The sequence below is a fragment of the uncultured Streptococcus sp. genome, assembly GCF_963536705.1.
Taxonomy (GTDB): domain Bacteria; phylum Bacillota; class Bacilli; order Lactobacillales; family Streptococcaceae; genus Streptococcus.
Map to the genome: position 1 here is coordinate 35,842 of NZ_CAUTAP010000015.1, position 25,544 is coordinate 61,385.

At 45.1% G+C, this 25,544-nt stretch carries 22 protein-coding genes and 1 tRNA gene; 1 reads left to right on the forward strand and 22 read right to left on the reverse strand.

From position 1 onward, the window contains the following. Window positions 1–80: 80 nt before the first annotated feature. Genes purK through purD form a run of 4 tightly spaced genes read right to left on the reverse strand, consistent with a single transcriptional unit; the run spans window position 81 to window position 4,162 of the window. A complete protein-coding gene (gene purK / locus RWX26_RS08970) occupies window positions 81–1,160 on the reverse strand; it encodes a 5-(carboxyamino)imidazole ribonucleotide synthase (RefSeq protein ID WP_314581027.1) in 1,080 nt (359 codons plus the stop codon). Further along, window positions 1,147–1,635, reverse strand: coding sequence for a 5-(carboxyamino)imidazole ribonucleotide mutase (gene purE / locus RWX26_RS08975; RefSeq protein WP_314581029.1), 489 nt, complete (start codon window positions 1,633–1,635; stop codon window positions 1,147–1,149). Before purE ends, purK begins: the two co-directional genes overlap by 14 nt. 19 nt (window positions 1,636–1,654) lie before the next feature. Next, on the reverse strand, window positions 1,655–2,848 hold the full coding sequence (locus RWX26_RS08980) for an ATP-grasp domain-containing protein (RefSeq protein ID WP_314581030.1): 1,194 nt from the start codon (window positions 2,846–2,848) through the stop codon (window positions 1,655–1,657). 54 nt (window positions 2,849–2,902) lie between these two features. After that, on the reverse strand, window positions 2,903–4,162 hold the full coding sequence (purD, locus tag RWX26_RS08985; protein WP_314581032.1) for a phosphoribosylamine--glycine ligase: 1,260 nt from the start codon (window positions 4,160–4,162) through the stop codon (window positions 2,903–2,905). A 320-nt stretch (window positions 4,163–4,482) separates the two neighbouring features. Here purD and lytF point away from each other — a divergent pair, with 320 nt between their 5' ends. After that, window positions 4,483–6,432 carry a murein hydrolase LytF gene (lytF, locus tag RWX26_RS08990; protein WP_314581033.1) on the forward strand — a complete coding sequence of 650 codons (1,950 nt, stop codon included), beginning with the start codon at window positions 4,483–4,485 and terminating at the stop codon, window positions 6,430–6,432. 135 nt (window positions 6,433–6,567) lie between these two features. Here lytF and purH read toward each other — a convergent pair whose 3' ends face one another. The 18 genes from purH to RWX26_RS09080 all read right to left on the reverse strand — a co-directional run bounded on the left by purH (window position 6,568) and on the right by RWX26_RS09080 (window position 25,484). Then, a complete protein-coding gene (gene purH, locus RWX26_RS08995; protein WP_314581036.1) occupies window positions 6,568–8,115 on the reverse strand; it encodes a bifunctional phosphoribosylaminoimidazolecarboxamide formyltransferase/IMP cyclohydrolase in 1,548 nt (515 codons plus the stop codon). A 1-nt stretch (window position 8,116) separates the two neighbouring features. Continuing rightward, window positions 8,117–8,581, reverse strand: coding sequence for a GNAT family N-acetyltransferase (locus tag RWX26_RS09000; protein WP_314581038.1), 465 nt, complete (start codon window positions 8,579–8,581; stop codon window positions 8,117–8,119). A 44-nt stretch (window positions 8,582–8,625) separates the two neighbouring features. Continuing rightward, the gene (gene purN, locus RWX26_RS09005) at window positions 8,626–9,177 is read right to left on the reverse strand and encodes a phosphoribosylglycinamide formyltransferase (protein WP_314581040.1); all 552 of its coding nucleotides are present in this window, start codon (window positions 9,175–9,177) and stop codon (window positions 8,626–8,628) included. Next, window positions 9,174–10,196, reverse strand: a complete 1,023-nt coding sequence (gene purM / locus RWX26_RS09010) for a phosphoribosylformylglycinamidine cyclo-ligase (RefSeq protein ID WP_314581042.1) — start codon at window positions 10,194–10,196, stop codon at window positions 9,174–9,176. The genes purN and purM overlap by 4 nt, the downstream gene beginning before the upstream one ends. A gap of 59 nt (window positions 10,197–10,255) precedes the next feature. Further along, on the reverse strand, window positions 10,256–11,695 hold the full coding sequence (gene purF, locus RWX26_RS09015) for an amidophosphoribosyltransferase (RefSeq protein WP_314581045.1): 1,440 nt from the start codon (window positions 11,693–11,695) through the stop codon (window positions 10,256–10,258). Window positions 11,696–11,789: 94 nt separating this feature from the next. Further along, window positions 11,790–15,524 carry a phosphoribosylformylglycinamidine synthase gene (locus tag RWX26_RS09020; RefSeq protein WP_314581046.1) on the reverse strand — a complete coding sequence of 1,245 codons (3,735 nt, stop codon included), beginning with the start codon at window positions 15,522–15,524 and terminating at the stop codon, window positions 11,790–11,792. Window positions 15,525–15,543: 19 nt separating this feature from the next. Next, window positions 15,544–16,251 carry a phosphoribosylaminoimidazolesuccinocarboxamide synthase gene (gene purC, locus RWX26_RS09025; protein WP_314581049.1) on the reverse strand — a complete coding sequence of 236 codons (708 nt, stop codon included), beginning with the start codon at window positions 16,249–16,251 and terminating at the stop codon, window positions 15,544–15,546. A 160-nt stretch (window positions 16,252–16,411) separates the two neighbouring features. Continuing rightward, on the reverse strand, window positions 16,412–16,660 hold the full coding sequence (locus RWX26_RS09030) for an acyl carrier protein (protein ID WP_002898839.1): 249 nt from the start codon (window positions 16,658–16,660) through the stop codon (window positions 16,412–16,414). A gap of 2 nt (window positions 16,661–16,662) precedes the next feature. Continuing rightward, complete coding sequence (plsX, locus tag RWX26_RS09035; protein WP_314581053.1) at window positions 16,663–17,661, reverse strand: phosphate acyltransferase PlsX; 999 nt, start codon at window positions 17,659–17,661, stop codon at window positions 16,663–16,665. Window positions 17,662–17,666: 5 nt separating this feature from the next. Next, window positions 17,667–18,440, reverse strand: coding sequence for a DNA repair protein RecO (gene recO, locus RWX26_RS09040; RefSeq protein ID WP_314581056.1), 774 nt, complete (start codon window positions 18,438–18,440; stop codon window positions 17,667–17,669). Then, window positions 18,433–19,605 (reverse strand): pyridoxal phosphate-dependent aminotransferase, encoded by a 1,173-nt coding sequence (locus RWX26_RS09045; protein WP_314581057.1) that lies wholly within the window; start codon window positions 19,603–19,605, stop codon window positions 18,433–18,435. Before RWX26_RS09045 ends, recO begins: the two co-directional genes overlap by 8 nt. A gap of 179 nt (window positions 19,606–19,784) precedes the next feature. After that, complete coding sequence (srtB, locus tag RWX26_RS09050) at window positions 19,785–20,627, reverse strand: class B sortase, LPKTxAVK-specific (RefSeq protein WP_314581059.1); 843 nt, start codon at window positions 20,625–20,627, stop codon at window positions 19,785–19,787. A 94-nt stretch (window positions 20,628–20,721) separates the two neighbouring features. After that, on the reverse strand, window positions 20,722–21,291 hold the full coding sequence (locus tag RWX26_RS09055; RefSeq protein ID WP_314581062.1) for a hypothetical protein: 570 nt from the start codon (window positions 21,289–21,291) through the stop codon (window positions 20,722–20,724). Window positions 21,292–21,605: 314 nt separating this feature from the next. Next, window positions 21,606–22,571 (reverse strand): ribose-phosphate diphosphokinase, encoded by a 966-nt coding sequence (locus RWX26_RS09060; protein WP_002894321.1) that lies wholly within the window; start codon window positions 22,569–22,571, stop codon window positions 21,606–21,608. Window positions 22,572–22,695: 124 nt separating this feature from the next. Continuing rightward, window positions 22,696–23,910 carry a peptidoglycan hydrolase PcsB gene (pcsB, locus tag RWX26_RS09065; RefSeq protein ID WP_314581065.1) on the reverse strand — a complete coding sequence of 405 codons (1,215 nt, stop codon included), beginning with the start codon at window positions 23,908–23,910 and terminating at the stop codon, window positions 22,696–22,698. Between the two features lie 96 nt (window positions 23,911–24,006). Next, window positions 24,007–24,507: a rod shape-determining protein MreD gene (gene mreD / locus RWX26_RS09070; protein ID WP_314581066.1), complete on the reverse strand. Its 501-nt coding sequence runs from the start codon at window positions 24,505–24,507 to the stop codon at window positions 24,007–24,009. Between the two features lies 1 nt (window position 24,508). Continuing rightward, window positions 24,509–25,324 carry a rod shape-determining protein MreC gene (gene mreC, locus RWX26_RS09075; protein ID WP_314581069.1) on the reverse strand — a complete coding sequence of 272 codons (816 nt, stop codon included), beginning with the start codon at window positions 25,322–25,324 and terminating at the stop codon, window positions 24,509–24,511. Between the two features lie 72 nt (window positions 25,325–25,396). Beyond that, window positions 25,397–25,484, reverse strand: a tRNA-Ser gene (locus RWX26_RS09080). Window positions 25,485–25,544: the final 60 nt, after the last annotated feature.

Here is a 25,544-nt window from a genome sequence, read left to right on the forward strand (position 1 = left end):
CTTGCTGACTTTATCAGCTACGACAAGCCTAGTCAACTTTGCAGGGGTAAGACGACGGACCTTATAACTGGGGTCCTGTCTTACTCCCCAAACTCAACCACACTATCCGGCACATCACTAAACAAAGTCACATGCCCCATTTTGCGGTTGTGCTTCGCTTCTATTTTACCATACAGGTGGAGGTGGGCGCTTGGATTTTCTGTGACATATTTTTCAGCGGCCTCGACATGCTGGCCGAGAACATTGAGCATAACGGCTGGCGCATGCAGTTGGATGACTGGCAATGGTGCTCCGAGAACACCAAGAATGTGGGTGTCAAACTGCGAGAAGTCGCAGGCTTCGATAGAGTAGTGCCCAGAGTTGTGTGGTCGTGGGGCAATCTCATTGACGATGATGTCATCAGCGGTCGCAAACATTTCCACGCAGAGGGTTCCAGACAAGTTAAGCTGGTCTGCGATTCGCACTGCCATAGCTTTGGCCTTGTCAGCTAGACTTTCTGAAATGCGAGCTGGGACGATGGTCTTAGACAGGATGTTATTGCGATGGATATTTTCCTGAACTGGGAAAACTGTCACATCCTTGCCATTTCCGGACACGATGACGGAAATTTCAAGGTCAAAATTGACAAATTCTTCCAAAACGCAGTCTGCTGAGTCGGCTAACGCATAAGCTTCTTCCAAGTCTGCTTCTGAGCGAATGACCTTTTGTCCATGCCCATCGTAGCCACCAGTCGCAGTCTTAAGGACATAATTTTTCGACAGGTCAATATCCGCCAAGTCTTGGCTAGAAGTCACGACCTTGTAAGGTGCCACGGTGACTTGGGCCTTGTTTGAGAGAAAGTCCTTTTCAAAGATACGATTTTGAGAAATGCGGAGCAGGTCCGTCCCTTGAGGGAGCTGACCATCCTTGATAACGGCATCCAAACCATCAGCATCAACATTTTCAAATTCATAGGTCAGGATATCACAACGTTCCGCCAACTGACGGAGGGCGTCCACATCGTTATAAGGAGCTACGATGATTTCCGCCACACGAGAAGCTGGGCAATCCGCCGCAGGATCCAGCGCAATGACCTTGTGCCCCATGTAGATAGCAGAAATGGCCATCATCTGTCCCAGCTGACCGCCACCGATAATTCCGATAATTTTAGATGAGCTCATTGCTAGACTCCTCAGCGATTTTTCCTTGTTCTTCTGCAAAATCTGCCAAAGCTGTCGCAATAGCCTGATCCTCTACTGACAGGAGACGGAGGGCAAAGAGGGCCGCGTTTGTCGCTCCCGCTTCACCGATAGCCATTGTCGCCACAGGCACACCACCTGGCATTTGAACGATCGAATAAAGGGAGTCCAGACCGCTGAGAGCACGTGATTTGACCGGTACACCGATAACAGGTAGAGTCGTTTTGGCTGCTACCATTCCTGGCAAATGCGCGGCACCACCAGCACCTGCGATGATAACCTTAATGCCACGACTGCGGGCTTCTTCGGCATGTCTAAACATGAGGTCAGGCGTGCGGTGGGCAGAGACAACTTTCTTTTCGTAGGCAACTCCGAAGCGATCTAGCACTTCGGCGGTTTTTTGCATGGTTGCCCAATCGGATTTTGAGCCCATGATGATGGAAATAATTGGTTTCATATTTTCTCCTCTGAATAAACTAATTCTTTTGCTCAATATTTTTTACAGTGGCTGACTCAACACTATAATGTTTAACAGTCTGATTAACCAGATTTTCAACGCTCTTAGGTTTTAGCAATAAACGAAGTATAATTGTCACAAGAGGTATAATGCTCGGCAAATCCTTCCAGACAGGTGTCAACACTTCTTCACTATCACGTCTTAAAAGCCAGTACTTTATTGTCTGCAATATTTTTCTTCTACTTTTCGTCTTTTCAGCTGTTCCAATAATCAAAGCCATCAGACTATGCGTCTCAACACCTGCTTGACCAAGAATGACCTCAGATTTAGCGTAGCTGTGACTTGCTAGTTCTATCATGATTTTTGGAAAATTAACTCCTGCTTTATAGGCGTTAGCAGGCTCTACCATTCTAGGGTTACACTCTATATAGTAAAATTGGTCTCCCCTACGTATAAAATCTAGGGTTAGGCAACCATGCCAGTGTATATATTGTCCTAATTTTTCGACATGCTCTCTCGTTCTTTTAGATTCTATGCTTAATCTTGCCGCAGCCGAACCACCCGCGCCAGAACCTACTTTTACGCTAGAATGCACTGCGAGTAATTCTCCATGATCAAACACTGCTTGAACCTGACCATAGTCTCCAACTATGTCTTGCTGAACCATCCATTCCTCATCACTCGCTGTTAATTTGCTCGCCACTTCAGCCAAATCTTTCTTACTTGAAATCTTATAAACCGAGCGACCGGCAGTACCATAATCTGCTTTCAGCCAATAAGGATAGTCTAACAGTATAGAGTCTGCATCTTTCACGTACTCCCACTTAGGTGTGGGAAGTCCTAATAAATCCGCAGTTTCAGCAAAAGCAATCTTTCCAGCTAACTTTTCAAACTGCTCTTTATTAGCAAGGGCGATTGGTAGCGATTGAGGCAAAAATTGTTTCCCATTTGCCAATAACCAGCCTTCTTCATGTGTTGGCAAAATGGCCTTGTAATTGGTTTTATGAAGCAACTGACTAACCTGTCTCAAATAATCTACAGGAAAACGGTTCACATCAACTATCGGAACTCTATGGGTTAGACGACTGAAGTGTGCAATGGAAAATCTTCCAGGAGATAATACATCAATTTTATAGCCTTCTTTCAACAAAACTGTCAAAGTTTCTCGTGAGGTCAAGCTTGAACCTTCTAAAAATAGCAATCTATTTTTCATTTTTCAAACACCTGAATTCTATATTTAAGTCTCACGGCTAAAAGTTTCATTGATTTACAAAGCCTTACCACCAATGTCATGCCTATAAAAGAGGCCTGTTGTGTCTTGTTTTTTTAGTTGGTCGTAGATTTTTTCTTGCGCAGCTGAGACGGTATCTGCTGTGGTGACCAGCATATATACTCGACCGCCATTTGACAGCAGTGCTCTGCTATTTTCCGCGAACTTAGCCCCAGCATAGTAAGTGATGATGTCGCCGTCTGTCTTCTCTGGCAGAGGCAGTCCTTTCTCATAGTCCAGCGGGTAGCCTTCTGATGCGACAACCACGCCAAGGGTCACGCCCTCATCCAACCAAGTGATAGCAGGCTCTTTCTTGTCCAAAATGTCCGTGATGTTCTGCGCAAAGTCAGACGTCAAACGCGGCAGGATAATCTGGGTCTCTGGGTCGCCAAAGCGCGAGTTGAACTCAATGACCTTAGGGCCATCTGCTGTCAGAATCAGCCCAGCATAGAGCACGCCCAGATAAGGTCGGCCCTCAGCTATCATGCCTTTGAGAACGGGCTTGATAATCGTCTCAACTGACTGGTCCACCACGCTTTGTGGCAGGTGAGGCACCGGCGCATAAGCTCCCATACCACCTGTATTGGGACCTTTGTCCCCATCGTAGGCCCTCTTGTGATCCTGAGCCGTCGGCAGGATGTAAAACTTATCGCCATTGACAAAGGCAAAGAGGGAGAACTCCTCGCCATCCAGGAACTCCTCGATAACCACGCGCGCACCGCTGTCGCCAAATTTATTATCCAAGAGCATATCGTGAGCTGCTTCGACCGCCTGCTCCACGGTCTCCGCTACGACTACACCCTTACCCAGAGCTAGGCCGTCCGCCTTGACCACGATAGGCGCTCCCTGCTTTTCGATATAAGCCTTGGCTTCCTCAAAGTCGGAAAATGTGCCATAGGCTGCTGTCGGAACACCGTATTTGACCATGATTTCCTTGGCAAAATCCTTGGACCACTCCAGCTCCGCTGCTAAACGAGATGGGCCGAAAGCCTTGAGCCCAGCTTGGTTAAAATCATCTACAATTCCAGCTGCCAGCGCATCATCCGGACCGATAAAGGACCAAGCAATATCATTCTCCTTGGCAAATTCAATTAGTTTAGAATGTTCGGAAATTCCAATGTTTACTAAATCCAACCCATCCAAGGTCATACCATCATTTCCAGGAGCGACAAACACCTGCTCCACACCCTGAGACTCTAACAATTTCTTGGCAATCGCATGCTCACGACCGCCTGAACCAACAACCAAAAGCTTCATAGCTAAGATACCTCAATATCCAATATCACAGGCGCTTACGCACCAAACTAACACATCATGTAAAAATATAGCATTTTTACGAATTATTTATCTAAATTATATCACAATCGTTCGTTTTATTCCATTCTAATGAGAAAAAGAATATCTCTTCCATATGATTGCCGTAATTATTGTTGGCTTCAGCCTTCTCCTTTTTGAGTGGTTTGTACCCATTTTAGACAAAAAATATTCAGGGCTTGTCAAATTTACTATCATTTTCAAACAAATTTTCCGAATAATACAGGTGGGCCCATCCAAAACCATTCTCACAAAGGAGTTTTATGAAGAAATATCAAAAACTGTTTTTATTATCTGGAGCTGTCCTAGGTCTCTTTGCGAGCCACTCAACAGTTCATGCGACCGAAACGCCTGAATCTGAAGTCAAAATTCTATACCCTACTGATCGTGCCAGCAATGTCGATGTGACTGTGAACGATCGTACAGCCTCTATTAGTTATACCCGTTCCCAAGCTCAAGAACCTTATCTTATTGCTCATGCTGTTTGGTCTGAAGAAAACGGACAAGATGATTTGAAATGGTATGATACACCACAAACACCCATCACTGACATTGACTTAAGCAATCATCCAGGATATGGTACGTTTCATGTTCATACCTACATACGGATAGGAGAGCGCTTGGTAGCTCTAAATGCCACTACCTTTCATGTAGATAAACCAGCTAGTAAAACGAATGCATCCGTCTCAGGAGGTACAGGGCGCATTAGTTTTTCCCGCAACAAAGACCAAGCTCACTCAAAGATTGTCCATGCTGTCTGGTCAGAGGAAAAAGGCAGCGACGACCTTCAGTGGTATGACGCAGGAGAAGAATTAACTGAGTTTAATCTATCCAAACATCGTGGTTATGGACGATACTTCGTTGACACTTATGAAAATGTAAACGGAAAAATGATTTTCCTGTCTGGTACTACGTTCCATCTTGAAAATCCGAAACCGATAATCGAAACCAGCTTCCCTCAGACCGGTATCATGGAAATTACTGTCAAAAACGTACCTGATACCATGCATCGAATTGTTCTTCCAACTTGGTCTGATAAGAAAGGGCAAGATGATCTACAATGGTATGAAGCAAGCAAAAATCCGGATGGTAGCTACAGCGCTCGGGTGGAACTCAGAAAGCATAACTACGACACTGGGACTTACAATATCCACCTTTACGGCCAAAGCTATGTTCAACCGGAATCAACTGGTATAACAGGAACGACAGTTCAAGTTGACAGCGGAAAATTACCTTCGGACGAGGAGCAAAAACCGCTTTTTACTGTAGAAAATATCAACCCCAAACAAGGAACCTATACTGTAAAAATCGCTGAAACAGCTTTATCTAAACCTATTCAATCTGTTCGGGTGCCAATTTGGAGCACTAGCAATCAGAGCAATCTTAAATGGTATGCAGCCACTCCTAACGGAGATGGCTCCTTCAGCGCAACCTTTGATATCCGTAATCATCAGGCTTTGTCTGGAACCTATAACAACCATGTATATGTCACCTATAAGGACGGCAGTGAGCGTAGCTACGCAGCAGATGCCGTCTCAATGTCTACCGACCAAATTCAAGCCAAGGTTGCAGTCAGGAAAACTGAGGCTAATCGCTATGAGGTGACAGTAACAGACGCCTACGGAGATGGCGATATTATTCTGCCAACTTGGTCAGAAGCCAATGGACAAGATGATTTACAATGGTATACCGCCAATAAGGTTGGCAATGGAACCTACAAATTCACCGTGGACACTCAGAAACACAAGGGGAGCGGTCTATTCCATACCCATGTCTATCGTAGAAAAGCGGGACAACTGACTGGTCTGACTGGAACTAGCTATCAGGTTGAGAAATCAAGCGTTCAATCAGCTAATATTCAGCCTAACTATGCCGCTGCTAATGCGACAACTTATCCTGTCGGTCAATGTACTTGGGGAGCCAAGGCTCTAGCTCCTTGGGCTGGAAATTACTGGGGCAACGGCGGTCAATGGGCGGCTAGTGCCAGAAGAGCTGGATTCCGCACCGGCAGTACGCCTGAGGTTGGCGCCATCGCCTGCTGGGATGACGGTGGCTACGGCCACGTCGGTGTTGTGACTCATGTCGAATCCAATACCCGCATCCAGATTCAAGAGTCTAACTACCTCGGCAAGCAGTACATCAGCAACTTCCGTGGCTGGTTTGACCCAACTGCTTCCTACTGGGGCCGCCTGACCTATATCTACCCTAAATAAGTCGCTTTCGCATTTCTCAAAACACTTCAAACCAGTGCTTTGAGCAAACTGCTCCTGCTTAGTTTGTTCATGATTTTCATTGAGTATAAGACTACTAAAAAATCCTCGGGTCGAGCCGAGGATTTTTTCTATTTCTTAATGTCTAAAATGTCTCACACCTGTAAAGACCATAGTCAAGCCATGCTTGTCAGCCGCTTCGATAGATTCCTCATCACGGACAGATCCACCTGGCTGGATGATGGCTTTGATACCAGCTGCCGCGATTTCTTCGATATTGTCCGCAAAGGGGAAGAAAGCGTCAGAAGCAAGAGCAGCACCGTCAAGGCGATCTTTGGATTGCTCAATAGCAATCTTGACAGAAGCCACGCGGTTGGTCTGACCGGGACCGACTCCCAGCACCTGACGGTCATTGGTAATGATGATCCCGTTGGATTTGACATATTTGACGGACTTCCAGGCAAATTCCAAAGCTACGCGCTCCTGCTCACTCGGCTGGCGCTTGGTCACGACCTGCCAATCAGCTGGTTTTTCCTCGATGACATCTTGGTTTTGCACGAGGAGACCACCCAGAACACCGGTCACTTCCTTCTCAGCTCCAGAAGCTGCCTGAGCATCAAAAGCCAACTCCAAAATCCGCAGATTTTTCTTTTTATTGGTCAAAATCGCTAGTGCTTCTGCCGTGTAGCTCGGTGCGATGATGATTTCCAGGAAAATACCGTGCATCTTCTCAGCTGTCGCAGCATCTACCTCGCGGTTGAGGACGACAATCCCACCAAAAATAGACACTGGATCAGACTCATAGGCATAGTCCCAGGCAGTCTCGATATCATCCGCCTGACCAATACCACAAGGATTCATATGTTTTAGCGCCACAACAGTTGGGCGCTCTTTGAAATCACGAATAATCCGAATGGCCGCATCCGCATCGCGGATGTTATTGAAGGACAACTCTTTCCCATTCAGCTGTTTGGCCGAAGCGATGGAATAGTCCAGTGGCAAGGCCGTCTGATAGAAATCAGCATCCTGCTGGGGATTTTCCCCGTAGCGCATAGGCTGCTTGAGCTCATAGGTCAAGGTCAGCTTTTCAGGCTTGCTTTCGCCCACCTGATCCGTGAAATAGTCCGCAATCAAAGCATCATAAGCTGCTGTATGACGGAAAACCTTAGCTGCTAAGCGCTGCCGCGTTTCATAGGTCGTTTGGCCATTTGCTGCCAACTCTTCCAGAACAAGAGCATAATCAGCCGGATCTACAACAACCGTCACGCTGGCATGATTTTTAGCCGCAGAGCGCAGCATAGAGGGGCCACCGATGTCAATATTTTCCACCGCATCCGCATACTCAACACCCGGCTTGAGAATGGTTTCCTTAAAAGGATAGAGGTTGACCACGACCAGGTCAATGAGCTCAATCTGATTGTCCTTAGCCGCCTCCAAGTGGCTATCTAAATCCCGACGAGCCAAGAGACCTCCGTGAATGTTTGGGTGGAGGGTCTTAACACGGCCATCCATCATCTCTGGAAAACCAGTCACATCATCGATAGCAATGGTGCCCACTCCTTCATTGTCTAGGGCCACCTTGGTACCACCAGTTGAGATGATATCCCAACCCAGAGCTTTCAGCTCTTTCGCAAATTCTACAATGCCTGTCTTGTCTGAGACACTGATCAAGGCTTTTTTCATCATTTTATTCCTCTTTCTTTAGGTCCAAGCGCATAGAGACTTCGTTATTTTCTTCTGTAAATCCTGTTTCCTGAAAACCCAGACTAGTCAGCAGGTGCTTCATTTTTTCATTTCCAACCACATAATCTGCGATAATATGACTGCAAGCTCTATCCATCTGAGCCTTTTTGATCAGAACTTCCAAGGCTTTTCGACCATAGCCTCTTCCTTGGTACTGCTGACCAATCATTATCCTCCAGACAAAGTATTCCGCTTCATCCTTGTCTATTTCCAGCAGGAGAAAGCCAACCACTTGCTTATCCCAATAGATTGCCATCGGAAACACATCTTCATTTTTCCGGTAGAGCCATGCGTCAGCTAAAGAGCGCACATTTGGAGCTACGAAACGTGCTTGTTCATCAGCTTCTGATATTTTCAAATCCAGCACTGCCTGAAAACTGCTCTCATCTACTAATTTCAGCTCAATCATTTTTTCTCCTAGCAATATTGCACAATCAAAACTTGATTTACTTCTTACTTTCTCCCCACCCCTAAACTCTCCAGCACTTGTGAATAGAGCTGATACTCGGCGGCATGGATGCGTTCTTCAAAACTTTCCAGCGTATCTTCGGCTAAACGCGGCACGCGCACTTGCTGGATAATTTTGCCTGTGTCAACGCCCGAGTCCACCCAGTGAATGGTCACGCCAGACTGTTCCACGCCAGACTGCCAAGCATCCTCAATGCCATGAGCTCCTGGAAACTCGGGTAGATAGGCTGGATGGATATTGATGATACGTCCTTCATAAGCACTAAGCAAGGTCGGCCCGACAATTTTCATATAGCCTGCTAGGCAAACCAAGTCAATCTGCTGCGCTTCTAGTAGGTCTACAATGGCTTGCTCGTAAGCCACCTTACTGTCAAATTCTCTGAGCTCAAAGGCATAGCTTTTGACACCTAGCTTGTCCGCCCGCTCGAGCACATAGGCATCTCGATGGTCTGAAAAGACAAATTCAACAGGAAACTGCTCAGCAATCACTTGGAAATTTGATCCATTTCCCGAAGCAAAAACGGCAATTTTTTTCATTTGATAAGGACACTTTCATTTTCTTTTTTGACAATCCGGCCAACTTCATAAACAGGCTCGGCAAGAAGTTCTTTGACACGATTCACATTTTCAGGCGCTACTGCCAAAATCATCCCTAATCCCATATTGAAGATTTCAAACATTTCTTGGTGCTTGATGTGACCATATTTTTCTAAGGCCTCAAAAATCGGCAAGACTGGAATCTTGTCTTCTTCAATCTCAGCAGCCAAATCATCAGCAAACATGCGGGGCACATTTTCGATAAAACCGCCACCGGTAATATGGGCAATCCCATGAACCAGCTTTTCCTTAATCAGCGGCAGCAAAGCCTTGACATAGATACGAGTCGGCTCAAGCAACACTTCCTTGAGTTTTTTACCTTCCAATTCTGGCAGTTCTTCCTCACCCGTATAGTCCACAAAAACACGGCGAACGAGAGAATAACCATTTGAGTGGATGCCGCTGGAAGCCAATCCCAAAAGGACATCGCCCTCTGCGACTTTAGAGCCGTCAATAATCTCTAACTTTTCAGCAACTCCGACCGCAAAACCAGCTAGGTCATAGTCATCTTCACCATACATGCCAGGCATTTCAGCGGTTTCCCCGCCAATCAAGGCAGCTCCAGACTGAACGCAGCCTTCAGCTACACCAGCAACAACTTGTTCGAGTTTAGCTGGTTCATTTTTCCCAGTGGCAATATAGTCCAGGAAGTAAAGGGGCTCAGCCCCTGCAGCGATGATGTCATTGACACACATAGCCACACAGTCCTGCCCAATGGTATCGTGCTTGTCATACTGAATGGCTAGCATGAGCTTGGTTCCGACCCCATCCGTACCAGAAATCAACACTGGCTCCTTGACCCCCGTCTGAGACAGGTCGAACATGCCGCCAAAGCCACCCAGCGCCCCCATGACACCAGCCCGCTCTGTACGTGCCACATGCTTTTTGATTCGCTCAACAACTTCATAACCTGCTTCAACATCCACACCGGATTGAGCGTATGCATTTTTATTTGTCATAATTTTCTTCCTTACTCTTATTTTTGAAAAAGATTGCGACAACTACCGCCGACCTTGTTTTAATAAAAACTCGTCTTTTCCTTCAGGCTTTCCAGATAGCGCTCTTCATAGTCATAGAGCGGAGTTGGGTACTGACCGTCAAAGTAAGCCACACAAAGCCCGCCATTCGGAGCGTCCGTCTCAATACCAACTGATTCAATCAATCCTTCCAGCGACAGGTAGGTCAGGCTGTCAGCTCCGATAATCTCACAAACCTCATCAACCGTATGATTGGCCGAGATGAGCTCGCGCCGATTCTGAATATCAATGCCGTAAAAACATGGATATTTAAGTTCTGGACTGCCGATAGCCACATGGACTTCAGCTGCACCTGCATCTCGTAGGAGCTGGACGATACGTCGGCTGGTCGTTCCCCGCACGATAGAATCATCCACCATGACCACGCGCTTGCCCTTGACAATGCTAGAAACAGCAGATAATTTCATGCGAACTCCTTGCTCTCGCAACTCCTGCGTTGGCTGGATAAAAGTCCGTTGAATGTATTGATTTTTAATCAGGCCCATTTCATTTGGCAGGCCAGACTCTTCGGAAAAGCCAGAGGCCGCTGACAGGGAAGAATTAGGCACACCGACAACGATATCTGCCTCATACTGGAATTCCTGAGCCAGTCTGCGCCCCATCCGCTTGCGGGCTGCATGAACATTGACCCCGTGAATGACGCTGTCCGGCCGAGCAAAATAGACATATTCCATTGAGCAAATAGCCAGCTGGGTATCTGTCGTATAGCTATCGTAGGTCACGCCTTCATCATCGATAATCACGATTTCCCCTGGCTCAAGGTCGCGCACCCATTCGGCACCCACCACTTCAAAAGCACAGGTTTCACTGGAAACGACCCAGGCCCCATTTTTCATGCGGCCGATGGACAAAGGACGAAAGCCATTAGGATCCAGCGCAGCATAGAGCTTGTCCTCTCTCATGATGAGGTAGGCAAAGCCGCCCTGAACTCGTCTCAAGGATTCCTTGAGCTTGTCTAAGAAATTTTCCTGCTTACTATGGCGAATCAAGTGCATGAGAATTTCCGTATCAGACGAGCTGGCAAAGATGGAACCCTTCTTTTCCAACTCCCGTCTCAGTGAATGGGCATTTGTCAGATTGCCATTATGCGCCAAGCCCATCTGCATATCATAGAAACTGAAGAAGAAAGGCTGGACATTATTGATGGAGGCTCCGCCAGACGTTGCATAGCGGACGTGGCCGATGGCTGCTTCTCCTGTCAGATTATCCAAATCTGCTGGGTTTTTAAAGACCTCTGCAACCAATCCCAAATCGCGGTGGCGTTTGAGCTTTCCGTGGTCGTTTGACAGGATACCAGCTCCTTCCTGACCGCGGTGCTGCAGACTATGGAGTCCGAAGTAGGTGACCTGAGCCGCCTGTGGATGGCCCCAAATTCCAAAAATACCGCACTCTTCATTCAGTGACTTTACTTCGTATGTCATTGTTGTACCTAAATTCTTTTGTCTTGTAAAAGGGAGAAAACCTGGCCTTCCAGGCCAAGCAGACTCCTTTTTTGATTGTTATTGCAAGCCAGCTTTATTCGTGACTCGCTTGGAAATAACGAACGGCGCTTTCAAACAATTTCTGGTCTTTCTGACCTGGAATATTTTGGAAAAGGCCGTCTTCATAACGTTCTGAGTGACCCATCTTCCCGATGATTTGGCCATTCTTGCTCATAATCCCTTCGATAGCGTAGAGAGAGCCGTTTGGATTATACTTGCTGTCCATGCTTGGCTGACCATCAAAGTCTACATACTGACTCCAAATCTGACCATTATCGCGCAGTTCAGCAAACTCTTCAGCCGTCACGACAAATTTCCCTTCACCATGTGAAACCGGAATGGTATGGATATCTCCCACTTGCACACCAGCCAGCCAAGGCGAGTTGGTATTGGCAATGCGGGTTTCAACCATCTTGGCCACGTGCTGGTTGGCATCATTGTAAAAGAGAGTTGGACTGTTAGCCCCTACTTCTTCGAAGTTCCCGTAAGGAAGAAGGCCGGATTTAACCAGAGCCTGGAAGCCATTACAGATACCAATGATGAGACCGCCGCGAGCAATGAAAGCATCGATGGCTTTCTTGACCTTCTCGTTTAGCAAGATGTTGACGATAAACTTAGCGGATCCATCTGGCTCATCTGCAGCAGAGAAGCCGCCAGCAAAGAAGATGATATTGGCCTTGTCAATGTTGTCAACCATGCTGTTAACGGACTTGACAATGGCTGCTTCATCCAAAGTAACGAACGGAACTAGATTGACCTTGGCTCCAGCTGCTTCAAAGGCTTTGGCTGAATCGTATTCTGAGTTGGTTCCAGGGAAGACTGGAATATAAACCAGCGGCTCCGCTACTGTCTCTTTGGCTTTGATAACTGTATCAGAGACAAGAGCCGGCACTTCTTCAATAACTGTTTCCTGTTTAAATTCTGTCGGGTAGATAGACTCTAGTCGGCCTTCAAAGCTTGCCAAAAGCTCTGCTCCCTCAAGCTGGACACCATTGACAATCAGGGTAAAGTCTGGCTTGGTCTGACCGATCTTCACTGCGCCTGGAATATCCTGCTCCGGACTGGTAAAGACAAATCCGCCCAGTTGCGCCTGCAAAACGGAAGGCAAATCAGCAACATCCACTTGAGCACCGATGCGATTACCAAAGCTCATCAAGGCCAGACTCTCTGCCAGACCACCATATTTGACAGCAGCGGCAGCGGTAATCTCATACTTATCCTGAATGGCCGCAAAATTTTCAAAGTTATTCTTGATTAAGTCAAAGTCAATATCCTGAGACAGGAACTGCCCTGGCAGATAGTAGATAGACTCTCCTGCCGCCTTAAACTCTGGAGACAGGATGCGCCCAGCAGTTGAAGTAGTCACTCCAAAAGCTACCAAGGTTGGCGGTACGGTCAATTCTTCAAAGGTTCCGCTCATGGAATCCTTGCCACCGATAGACGGCAAACCTAGCTGAATCTGGGCTTCAATCGAACCAAGCAGAGCAGAGACCGGCTGTCCAAAACGCTCGGCCTGCTTATCCATCCGCTCAAAGTATTCCTGATAAGAGAAGCGAGCCTTGGACCAGTCCGAACCAGCAGCAACCAAGCGAGCTGTCGCTTCAATCACTGCATAAGCTGCTCCATGATAAGGCGACCAAGCTGCCACATAAGGATTGTAGCCCTGCGCCATCACAGATACGGTCTCAGTCTTGCCATGCTCAACTGGCAGTTTCTGCACAGAAGCCTCAGTCGGCGTGATTTGGTAGCGCCCACCAATTGGATGATTGACAGTAGAACGGCCAACAGAGCTGTCAAAGATTGTCTGTAGCCCCTTTTGACTGGTATGATTGAGGTTGCTGAGCAAGCTCTTGAGGTCCTGTTCCAGACTTGCTTCAGAAGTCACAGCCTGCCCTGGCAGTACTTCTTGGGCATCCACAACCTTAGCATCCACAACCACACGCACACCATTGGTATCCAGAAAACTCCGCTCAATATCCACGATGGTTTCCCCGTTCCAGTGCATGACCAGATTTGGCTTTTCTGTCACTTTAGCCACAACGACTGCCAGTAGATTTTCCTTAGCTGCTGCAGCGATAAATTGTTCCACATCTTCTGGGCGGACCACCACTGCCATCCGCTCCTGCGATTCAGAAATCGCGATTTCTGTACCGTTAAGTCCTTGGTATTTGAGCGGTACCTTATCAAGGTCAATTTCCAGCCCATCTGCTAATTCACCAATAGCTACGCAGACACCGCCAGCCCCAAAGTCATTGGATTTCTTGATAAGACGAGTCACATTGCCATCGCGGAAGAGGCGCTGAATCTTGCGCTCCTCAATAGCATTTCCTTTTTGTACTTCCGCACCAGCCGTCTCGACAGACGCAGCTGTCTGCACCTTGGACGATCCAGTTGCTCCACCGACACCGTCACGGCCCGTCTTGCCTCCCAGCAAGATGACCACATCACCTGCTGCTGGTTTTTCACGGACAACATTTTCCTTAGGAGCCGCACCGACAACCGCACCCAGCTCCATCCGCTTAGCTACAAAGCCCGGATGGAAATACTCACGGACATAGGTCGTTGCTAGACCAATTTGATTCCCGTAAGAAGAATAGCCATGCGCTGCTGTTTTTGAAATGACCTGCTGAGGGAGCTTGCCAGCCCGCGTTTCAGCAATCGGTTGAGTAATATCGCCCGCACCTGAAATCCGCATAGCCTGATAAACATAAGAACGGCCAGAAAGCGGATCACGAATGGCTCCGCCGATACAGGTCGCAGCCCCACCAAAAGGCTCAATTTCTGTTGGGTGGTTGTGGGTTTCATTTTTAAACATCAGCAGCCAAGGCTCCTTGACACCATCCACATCCACTTCAATCTCTACGGAGCAGGCATTGATCTCATCAGACACTTCCATGTCATCCAGACGGCCATTAGCTCGCTCATAGCGACCAAAAATAGTCGCCATATCCATGAGGGTCTGCGGTTTGTCACCACGTCCCAGCTCATCGCGCATAGCCAAGTATTTATCATAAGTAGCCTGCAGCTGCTTTTCAAACTTAGAAGCTGAAAAATCAATCTTCTTCAACTCCGTCTCAAAGGTCGTATGTCGACAGTGGTCGGACCAGTAAGTATCTAAAACCTTAAGCTCAGTCTCCGTCGGGAAACGACCAATCGACTTGAAATAGTCTTGAATGAAGAGCAAATCTGCCACTTCCATAGCCAGACCATGCTCCTGCTTGTAGGCTTTAAAGTCCGCTTCCGTATAGTCCTTAAAGAAGTCCAGAACCGGAATGGTCTTGTCGGACTCGGAAAACTGCTCCAGCTGGATCGGCTGCTCAATATCTTTAAAGCGTGAATCAACTGGATTCAGCAAGTATTTCTTGATTGCTGCCAACTCGCTGTCTGAGATGTCTTTATTGACCAAATAAAGCTGAGCGGTCCTTACCAGAACATCTGTCCCAGCACCAAGCAAAAAGAGAGCCTCCTGAGAGCTGGCTGCCCGCTGGTCAAACTGACCCGGCAGCGCTTCGATAGCAAAAAACGCTGTCTCTGCAAGTGCAGCCTCTACTTCCTCCTCCGTCAGCAATCTATCTGTCACCTGCTCGGAGAAAATATGCTTTTCAGCACGATCAACTAAATCTTCTGCCAAATGAAAGACATCATAAACTTGAATCATCCGAAGATCTGACAATGTTTTTAACTGAAGATTGTGCGTCAGCTCTCTCACCAAACTCTGTGACTTCACACCGAAGTTGCTCTTCTTCTCTACAAAAATACGCTTGTCCATGATTTTTCACACCCTGCCCTTACTTAATCGCCTGTAATTTTTCCCAAACAACCTGATAGACATCTGTCAGTTCACCAAGGCCACGCCGGAAAACGTCCTTATCCATGTGATGGCCTTCCGCATCCCAGAGACGGCAATTGTCTGGTGAAAATTCATCTGCCAGAATAATCTTGCCATCTTTGTCAAAGCCGAACTCTAACTTGAAATCAATCAATTTCAGTCCGATTTGGCGGAACCAGTCTGACAAGAGCTCATTGATTCGATGAGTTTCTTCTTTCAAAAAGGCAATTTCTTCGTCGCTGGCAATCTTCAAGAATTTCACATGTTCGTCATTGATAAAAGGATCGTCCAAATCATCATTTTTGTAGTAAAATTCCACAATCGGAGTTTCAAGCGCGATGCCCTCTTCTACTCCAAAACGTTTGGAAAAAGAACCCGCTGTGTAATTGCGCAGCACCACTTCCAAAGGAATAATCTCCACTTTTTTATTTAACTGGTCCGTATCCGAAACCTTCTCAATGAAATGCGTCGCCACACCAGCTGCATTGAGTTTCTCAAAAATAAAAGATGAAATCTGGTTGTTGAGCACTCCTTTACCAGCAATCTGCTCCTTCTTGACTCCATTAAAGGCCGTTGCCTGGTCCTTGTAGCGTGCCATAATGACTTGCTCATCATCTGTAGAGAAAATATCCTTAGCTTTTCCCGAATATAACAACTTATTAGACATTTTAATATTCGCCTTTCGTGGTTTTATACCCTCATTTTATCATCTTTGAATATATTTTACAAGAAATTCCGTATAAACTTTATATACCATATACCCAGTTAAAGAAATCGTTTCCTTTCCAAGATACAAAAAAAGACCGGAAGATACCGATCTTTGATTTTTAATGTTGCTTCTTCAGTTTCTCATGGATATAAGCCACCACATCGGAAATCGTTTTGAAGTTATCCATATCCTCATCAGGAATCTCAATATCAAAAGCTTCTTCCAGATTGATGATAAATTCCATCAAATCAACAGAGTCCACTCCCAGTTCTTCTTTCAAATTCAATTCCGGAGTGACATGCAGCTTGCTGCTGTCATGTTCTTGAATGATTTCGACAATTTTTGCATAAATTTCTTTTTCGCTCATAGTTACTCCTTTGCATCTGAAAATTCAATGACCGATTTACTAACAACATCTGTTTCCAGCATGGTGCGAATCTGACGAATCGTGCTATAAACAGCCTTAGCATCGCTAGAGCCATGCGTTTTGACAACAGGCACTTTCAAGCCGAATAGAACTGCACCGCCTGCACTAGAATAGTCTAGACTGTTCTTGAGCCCTCGCAAGCTGTCCTTGAGCAGCCAAGCTCCCAATTTAGCCTTGAAACCACCGCCTAAAATAGACTTCTTCAGCTGACCCATGATACTGATAGCAGTTCCCTCGATTGACTTCAGAACAGCATTACCAGTAAAGCCATCTGCAACGACAACATCCGCCACATCATTCATCAAATCACGCGCTTCTACATTGCCGATAAAGTTAAGTGTCGAATCCCCAGCTAAAAGCTCGTAGGCTTCCTTGCGCAGAGGGTCGCCCTTGCTACTTTCTGTTCCGTTATTCAAGAGACCCACCCTCGGCTTCTTGATTCCTCGGACATTTTCAGCATAGAAAGAACCCAAAGTCGCATACTGGTGTAAATGATGGGCTGTGTTTTCAGCATTGGCTCCCAAATCCAGCATATCAAATCCCTGACCGCCAACCGTTGGCATAGTAGATAAGAGACCCGGTCGGTCAATGTTCTTGATACGCCCTACGATAAAGAAACCTGCCGCCAAAAGCGCTCCAGTATTTCCAGCAGACAACATGGCATCTGCCTCCCCTGCCTTCACAGCCTTGGCTGCCAGCACCATACTAGCCTCTTTCTTCTGACGAATGGCCTTGGTCGGCTCGTCGTCCGAGTCAATCTTTTCCTCCGTGTGGATGATGCGGACCCGCTCACCAGCAGTCAGATAAGGCTTAATTTTCGCCTCATCGCCATAAAGGAGAATTTCAATATCCGAAAACTCCTGTACCGCTCGATTGGCTCCTTCCACCAAAGCCTGAGGGGCATTGTCCCCTCCCATAGCATCAACAGCTATTTTTTTCATTCGATTTATTCCTCGTTCTTATATTTTAAAATGCTTCCCCAGTCCCCCAGAGAATCTATAAATTTTTTGGATTTGAGATGGATGCCGACATATTCATCATAGAGCAGGTCGATAAAATCCCGCAGCTGCTTTTTAATATCTGGCTTCAAAGAAATGGTCTCCAATTCGCTAAAGCGGACCGCCTGAAATTGGTCCAGCAGAAAAGGAAGATTAGGATTCAGATGACAACGCCGTTCATCCTGATGGTAATGATCAGGGCAAAGGACTCCGCTATATTTGAAAGAAAAGTCAAAAGGCAGACCCGTTCGATGACAAAAGGCACAGTCATGGAAGTTCAGCGAAACCCCAAAACGTGACAAAATCTGAATCTCAAAGATATTGGTCAGCACCTCATAATCCAGACCATTATTCATCAGCTCCAGGGTTTTCTGCAGAAAAGCAAAGAGAGCAGGATCCGGCTGATTGTCCTGAAGACTGGCATCTGCCAAGGCCGCCACATAACTGGCATAGGCCATGATGAATAAGTCCTCATTGATGCGGTGATAGGTGACTACATCCTGATAATCCTCGATATAGCTAAGACCATCATCATTGATTTTCATCAGCAAGTTCGCCGCAGTCAAAGGCTGAATGACGGGTGCTAGCTTGGACTTCCCAGCATGCTTGACGAAAAACATACGCTTGCCAGCCTGTTCAGTAAAGATCTTGACCAGCTTATCATCCTCACGGAAATTACGGTTATAGAGAACCAGACCTTGACTTGTTAGAGATTTAAGCATAGTCCTCCATGTAGTCCTTGAGGCGTTTCAGAGCTTCTCGAATCGTCTCCATACTAGCCGCGTAGGACAGGCGGATATAGCCTTCCCCATATTGACCAAAAGCCGCTCCCGGGATAAAGGCCACAGCCTTCTTCTCTGCAAAATCCTGCAGAAAAGCAAATGAATCTTGATTATAACCATCTGGTATCTTAGCAAAAATATAAAAAGCCCCGTCTGGTTTGATAATCTTAAAGCCTAGCTCAGCCATTTTCTCTATGATATAATCACGACGCTGGATATATTCAGCCTTCATTGGCTCCGCATCATCTTTCCCAACGGTCAGCGCTTCAATGCCGGCAAACTGAGCCATAGTATTGGCTGCTGTTACGAGATACTGATGGCTCTTAATCAGCTGAGCAGTGAAAATTGCTGGAGCAAAGATAAAACCTAGCCGCCAGCCAGTCATGGCATGAGACTTAGACAGGCCGTTGATGACAATGGTTTGGTCTGGCAGATACTCCGCGATGGAGACATGACCCTGCTCCGCATAGGTCAGCTCAGAATAGACCTCATCGCAGACCACAAAGACTTGGTATTTTCCTAGGACATCCGCCAGAGCTTTTATCTGCTCCCGCGAATAAGTCACGCCGGTCGGATTGGCTGGATAATTAAGAATGACCGCTTTTAGCTGCTCGCCCTGTTCTAAAATAGCCGCTTCCAGCATCTCTGGAGTAAGGACAAAGTTATTGGCCGTTGTGTCAATCTCGACAATCTCCGCCCCTACTAGATTGACAATGGGCTCATAGCCTGGATAAGCAGGAGCTGGCAGCAAGACCTTGTCTCCTTCTTCTAGAATAGCTGTCAGCGTAGCCGACAAGGCCTCTGTTGCGCCAATAGTGACTAAGACCTCATCTTCTGGGCGATAGTGCAGATTGTACTTTCCTTTCACAAATCTGCTAGCCGCCTGACGCAGCTCCAAGAGACCGCTCATGCCAGTGTAGTGACTTTGATTAGCATCAATCGCTGCCTTGGCCGCTTCTTTGATATGATCCGGTGTCGTAAAATCCGGCTCCCCTAAGGTCAGCCGAAGAACTCCGGGAATAGCAGAAATTGATTGGTCAAACTGACGAATCAGCGAAATTTCTATTTTTTCTAAGTTTTTATTAAATTTCTTACTTAAATCCATACATACCTCCAGCCGCTCAATAGAACTATTATACTATAAATGCAGAAGCATAGCAAAAGCTATTACATGATTTCTTATGCAGAAAAAGGACTAAGCTTGCACTCAGTCCCTTTTTTCCTTGCCTTAAAATTCTTTACTGCTAGATAATGGATATAGCCACATCTCACGTGACTGGCCAGTCAACGAGTCGGAGTATAGGTCAATTCCTTGCCATGCTCGGCCAGAAAATCTGGCAGTTCTGAATCAGGAATCTGCCGCAAATAAAGGTTAGAACGAATCGTGTCGTCTTCCTCACGGCAGGTTGAAAGAACCACATACCGGTCACTCGCCTTAATCTGGATCTTAGGATCCTTAGTCCGAGCAGCTTCATAGATATTTCTGAGCTGAGTCGTAAAGTCCTCGTCGTCCTTAAACTCCGTCCGATAAAAAGCAGTCTCTTCCGGCACGATAACCAGTCCCATAGCTTGATAATAATACTTACGCTCAGGAGTCTCAATCACGACATATCTATGTTTGTCAAAATAATCCTGACGATCATAGTAGTTGACATCATTAAACATGCGATGATCTCCCGCCTTGCTGCCCCGAGCATGCCCGAAAAGCCAAGTCAGACGATCACTGAAATCTTTATGATTGTCCTTATCCATAAAGACCGCTCCCATATAAGGCTCTTGCTTTCCTTCAAAAGTCTTCAGCAGATAAGTCTCATTATCTTTCGTTTGCACCACTGGCTCATCCAACTGTGTACCAGGAGCATAGACATAGCCTATCGTTTCTGAATTCACAGCTTTCAGTTTAGCAAAACGCTCTGCTAAATATTCCTTTTCTGTCTGACTTGAAGATGCGGATGAGCTTGATGTTTCAATCCTGCTAGGATGCGAAACTCGAAGCTTACTGCCTGATGCTGATGAACGGAAAGAATAAAAAACAGAAACAATAACCAGAACAACTAGCAGGAGGCAGATGCCAACAACAAGGAACTGTTTCTTATTCGAAGTTTGACTCCTATCTTTTTCTTTCATAATCTAAAAATCCTTTATTTTTCATTTTTTACAAAAAATATCACCGAACGAAGGCTCAGTGATATTTAGGCGTTAGCACAAATTAAAGACAAAATTATTTGACTGCACTTGTCTTAGGAAGTGACTTGTCTTCAGAGTTTTCCTCATTTTCCTTGTTCTCTTCTTTTGCTTCCGGAGCTTTTTTTGCTTTATTTTCTGATTTTTTAGTTTTCTTTTTACCTGCTGTTGAAGAGGATGCCGCCGAAGATTGAGACGGTGCTGGAAAAGTTGGAACTGATGAAGAAGCTGTGGAGTAAGGTGCTGCCGAATAAGCCGGTGTAGATGGGTCTGTAGTAGATGGTGCCACTGAAGGCTGATCAGCATTGGCCGACTCTCCCTCACCAATAACAAGAACTTTGTTACCAGCTTGATCCTCCATCACAGCACTTTTGCCAACCGGAGCTTTCTTAGCTTCAGCAACTTGCTGATCCAGAGCTGATTGTGCATCTCTATAGGCCTGCAATTCATCCATAACTTTATTAGATTCTGAGTCCGTACTGCCTTGGGGAACTTCATTATTATCAATGTCATTAACCCAAAGACTGGCTGTACCCTCAGCAAATACCGGTGCAGCAGCCGCGAAAAGTGAAAGGGCCACAGCACTTGAAAGCAAAACCTTTTTCATTATCTCATCTCCTCGTTACTTTTCAAAAATAATTGTAACTCCCCGTTACCTAATATTACCTACTAATAAGTATAGTTCGAACTCTAAAAAAAGTCAAGAATTTTACTACATAAAAATTTTTAAAACCAAATAATACCAAGGGATGAGACAAATTGTCAATTTACCAACTATTTAAATGGTCATTTATTTATATTTGAAATATCAAGTAATTTGAGTTTTCTTTTAAAGTGAATGTTGGACTTTTTTTAAAAAAGATAGTAGGAATAAAATAAAAAAGAGGCCAGAAATCAAGTATCCCAGCCATATATCTCAGATTATTTTTTACCTATTTCAAACAAGGGTGACAGCGGCCGTTTTTCATGAATACGGACAATGGCTTCCCCTAAAAGATGCGCAATTGAAATCTGCTCAATCTTATCAATCAAGCGCTCTTGAGGCAGATAAATTGTATCCAGCACAACCAATTTTTTAATCGCCGACTTTTGGATATTATCCATAGCTGGACCAGACAAGACTGGATGCGTACAGCTAGCATAGACTTCTACAGCCCCTGCTTCAGCGAGAGCATCAGCTGCATGGCAGATAGTTCCCGCTGTATCAATCATATCATCAATTAGGATACAAGTTTTTCCTTCCACCTTACCAATGATATTCATGACTTCACTGCTGTTCATTTTGTCCACACTGCGGCGCTTATCAATAATGGCAATCGGAGTTTTCAGAAACTCTGCTAACTTACGGGCCCGACTCACACCACCATGGTCAGGACTGACTACCACATAGTCCCCCCCTGTCATATTACGGCGCTCAAAGTAATCAGCAATCAAAGGTGCACCCATCAAGTGATCTACTGGAATGTCAAAGAAGCCCTGGATTTGCGCTGCGTGCAAGTCAATAGTCAGCATCCGATCCACACCAGCAATTTCCAACATATTAGCAACTAATTTAGATGTAATTGGCTCACGAGCTCTAGCCTTGCGATCCTGCCGAGCATAGCCATAGTAAGGCATGACAACATTAATGGATTCAGCACTAGCCCGTTTCAAAGCATCTACCATAATTAAGATTTCCATCAAATTATCATTGACTGGCGAGCTGGTAGACTGCAAAATAAAGACGTGTTTCCCGCGAATAGATTCTTCAATATTCACTTGAATTTCTCCATCAGAGAACTGACGAACAGTTGATTTCCCAAGTGGCAATCCAATCTCTTGAGCAACACGCTGCGCTAATTCTTGATTAGAAGAAAGAGCAAAGAGTTTTAAATCAGAAAAAGACATGATTCCCTCCAGATTCTAAATCGTCTTTCATTGTCCAATTACAACTTTTCCCAACTACCATTGTAACTTTTTTCAGTTGATTTTTCAATTAAAAATAAAAAACGCCAGAGGCGCTTTTTACTGATTAGTTCGGATAGATATATGAAACTGTACCTTGTGCAGTTGTTGGATTAAACCATCCACGGTAGTTACCGATTGATTGTTGTCCAAGGTAGTTTGCTTCTGATACTTGGATACTTGTAGTAGATTGAACAGCTGTTACTACTGCAACGTGTCCGTATCCACCGTCAGTCCAACATGCAATCGCTCCAACTTCTGGCTGTGAACCAACACGGAAGCCTGCTGCTGCTGCACTTGCAGACCATTGTCCACCATTACCCCAGTAATCACCAGCCCAAGGAGCTAATGTCTTAGCACCCCATGTACATTGACCTACTGGATAAGAAGATGCAGATGAGCTATAAACTGGTCTATTCGCACGGGCAACAGATTGAGTTACTGCAGGTGCTGCTGGAGCCGCTGCTTCTGCTGCTGGAGCTGAATTAACAACTGCTTGAACCTGAGCTTGCAGGGTAGTATTTCCTGAAGCTTCAACTGCTTGGCGTTTTGATTCTTGCTCTGCTTTATAAGCTGCTTCACGAGCCGCTGCTTCTGCTGCTGCTTTTTCAGCTGCTGCTTTTTCTTCAAGAAGAGAATTCTTTTCGTTTTCAGCAGTCGCTTTTTCAGCCGCAAGACTTGCCTGAGCTGCTTTCAATTCAGCTTGTTTTGTTGCCAAAGCTTGCTCATCATCAGCTAACTTCTCTTGGTTAGCAATTACAGTATTGATAGCTTCGTTATTCGCAACTTGCTTTTCAGCAATTACTTCTTTATCTTTCTTTTGTTGTTCCAGCATTTTATTATTTGCTGAAACAATTTCGCTCATAGCTGCTACACGAGATATAGCTTCTGTGATAGAGCTAGAATTTACAACTGTATTGATGTAGCTAGTAGCAGTTCCATTTGTTTGAGTACTGCGTGCTTGATTTGCAAGTGACTCATTACGAGCAACAATATTTTTAGACAGTTCGTCAATCTCTGCAGAAAGTTTTGCAGATTCAGCAGACAATTTTTCATTTTCTGCTTTAAGCTCTTCTTGTTGCTTTTGAATAGCAGATACTTGGCCTTGAATCTCGTTAACTTGTGCCTGAGCTGATTGTTGTTGCTCTGTCAAACTATTAATCTTGCTGTCTTGTGCAGCAATCTTTTCATCAGTTGTCTCCGCTTTAACGCTCACAAGTGCAGCTCCTTGTGAAAGGATAACTGTACTCAATAAAATTGATGTGAGTAGTTTTTTCTTCATAAAAATAATACACTCCTTCTTATAAGACATTAACTAGTATACCAGAAAATGCTGTATCATATGTTACGCCTTTATTACATTTTTATTTCTTGTTTATCATAAATACATTTTTTCGAAAATAGGCTGAAAAATGAGGAATATCAGGCCATTGAGAAGGATAGTCGGTACTAAACTGCTAAGGACAAAATCCTGCAAATTCAGACTAGAAAGATTCAAAAATACCGCAAAAGTAAAACTGATTAATTCAAATAAAAATACAAGAATCAAAACAGATAAAAAGCGAGTAAATTTATTTAAAAGCATAGTTGAACTAGACTGACAAACTAAGAGACTTAAAAGAGGAAAAAGAATAAGAGCAATACCGATAGTATGAAAATAGTAAACATCATAAATCAGCCCCAGACAACAAAATAAGAGAATATTATAGTTTTTAGAGAGGTTGATGGAAACAAAAAGCATGAAAATAAAGATAAAATGACTGACTAAGTGCCATTGTAAAGGCAAAATATTAGCCAGAAAAGTCGAAATCTGCCCGTCGATCAGTAAAACAAAAAATAAAATAATAGGAGTCAAAAGATGTTCTTTAATATCTCTCATATCAGTTCCCTACCAACATTACAGCACGGATATCCGACAAATCCGCAGCCGGCTTAACCAGAACAATCTTGTTTAACTGATCCTTAGCCTCAGACACGGAAAGTACCTTACCGACAGGAATATTTTCTGCATTATAAGCACCCAAGCCACTGGTTGCCACCTCATCTCCCTCTTTTATATCTTCAGCACTATTTAACTGACTGATGATATAAGCAGAGTTTTTTGCATCATAACCCGTAATAATCCCATAAACTGGACCAGACTTCGTTTGAATTCTAACAGAAATTTTAGTTGAGTTTTCCTCGTTAGTCAGTAGAGAAACCAAGCTAGACTGACTACTAGTTTCAGAAACACTTCCGACCAGACCACCATTAGCGACTACTAACATAGCATCTGTCACATTATCAGATGTCCCCTTGTCAATAGTCAGCTCATTTTTCCAGGATGCTGGCGTACGGGCAATCACTTCGCTGGCAATTTGAACTTGATTTTTATCAGTCTCTTTAAATTCCAGAAGTTTTCGCAACTGCTCATTTTCATCTTCTAAGGAATCTGCCTTCCCAGCCTTTTCCTCAACCTTATAAAGATTTTTCTTGAGCTGCTGATTCTCTCTATAAGTAGACATCAAATCTGACATTTCTTCTTTTTTATCAGCTACAAAAGCAAAAGGAGAGCCGACAAGTCTATCTACCAATGAAATAATATTTGAAGTAGTTGATACAAACCAACTAGAAGAGGTAGATAGAATGAGTATCGTCATTGCAACAACTAATACAAAAAAAGAAATCAGAAACTTAGATTTTTTAAATCGATTCATCAGAAAAACCTCACTAAATAGGACGAGAAAGTATAAGAAAAGGAGATAGCAAATGCTAAACTCCTCATTATACGGAGAATGGGGGATTCGAACCCCCGCGCCGGTTACCCGACCTAACGATTTAGCAAACCGTCCTCTTCAGCCTCTTGAGTAATTCTCCAATATTTAATGGGCACGAGTGGACTCGAACCACCGACCTCACGCTTATCAGGCGTGCGCT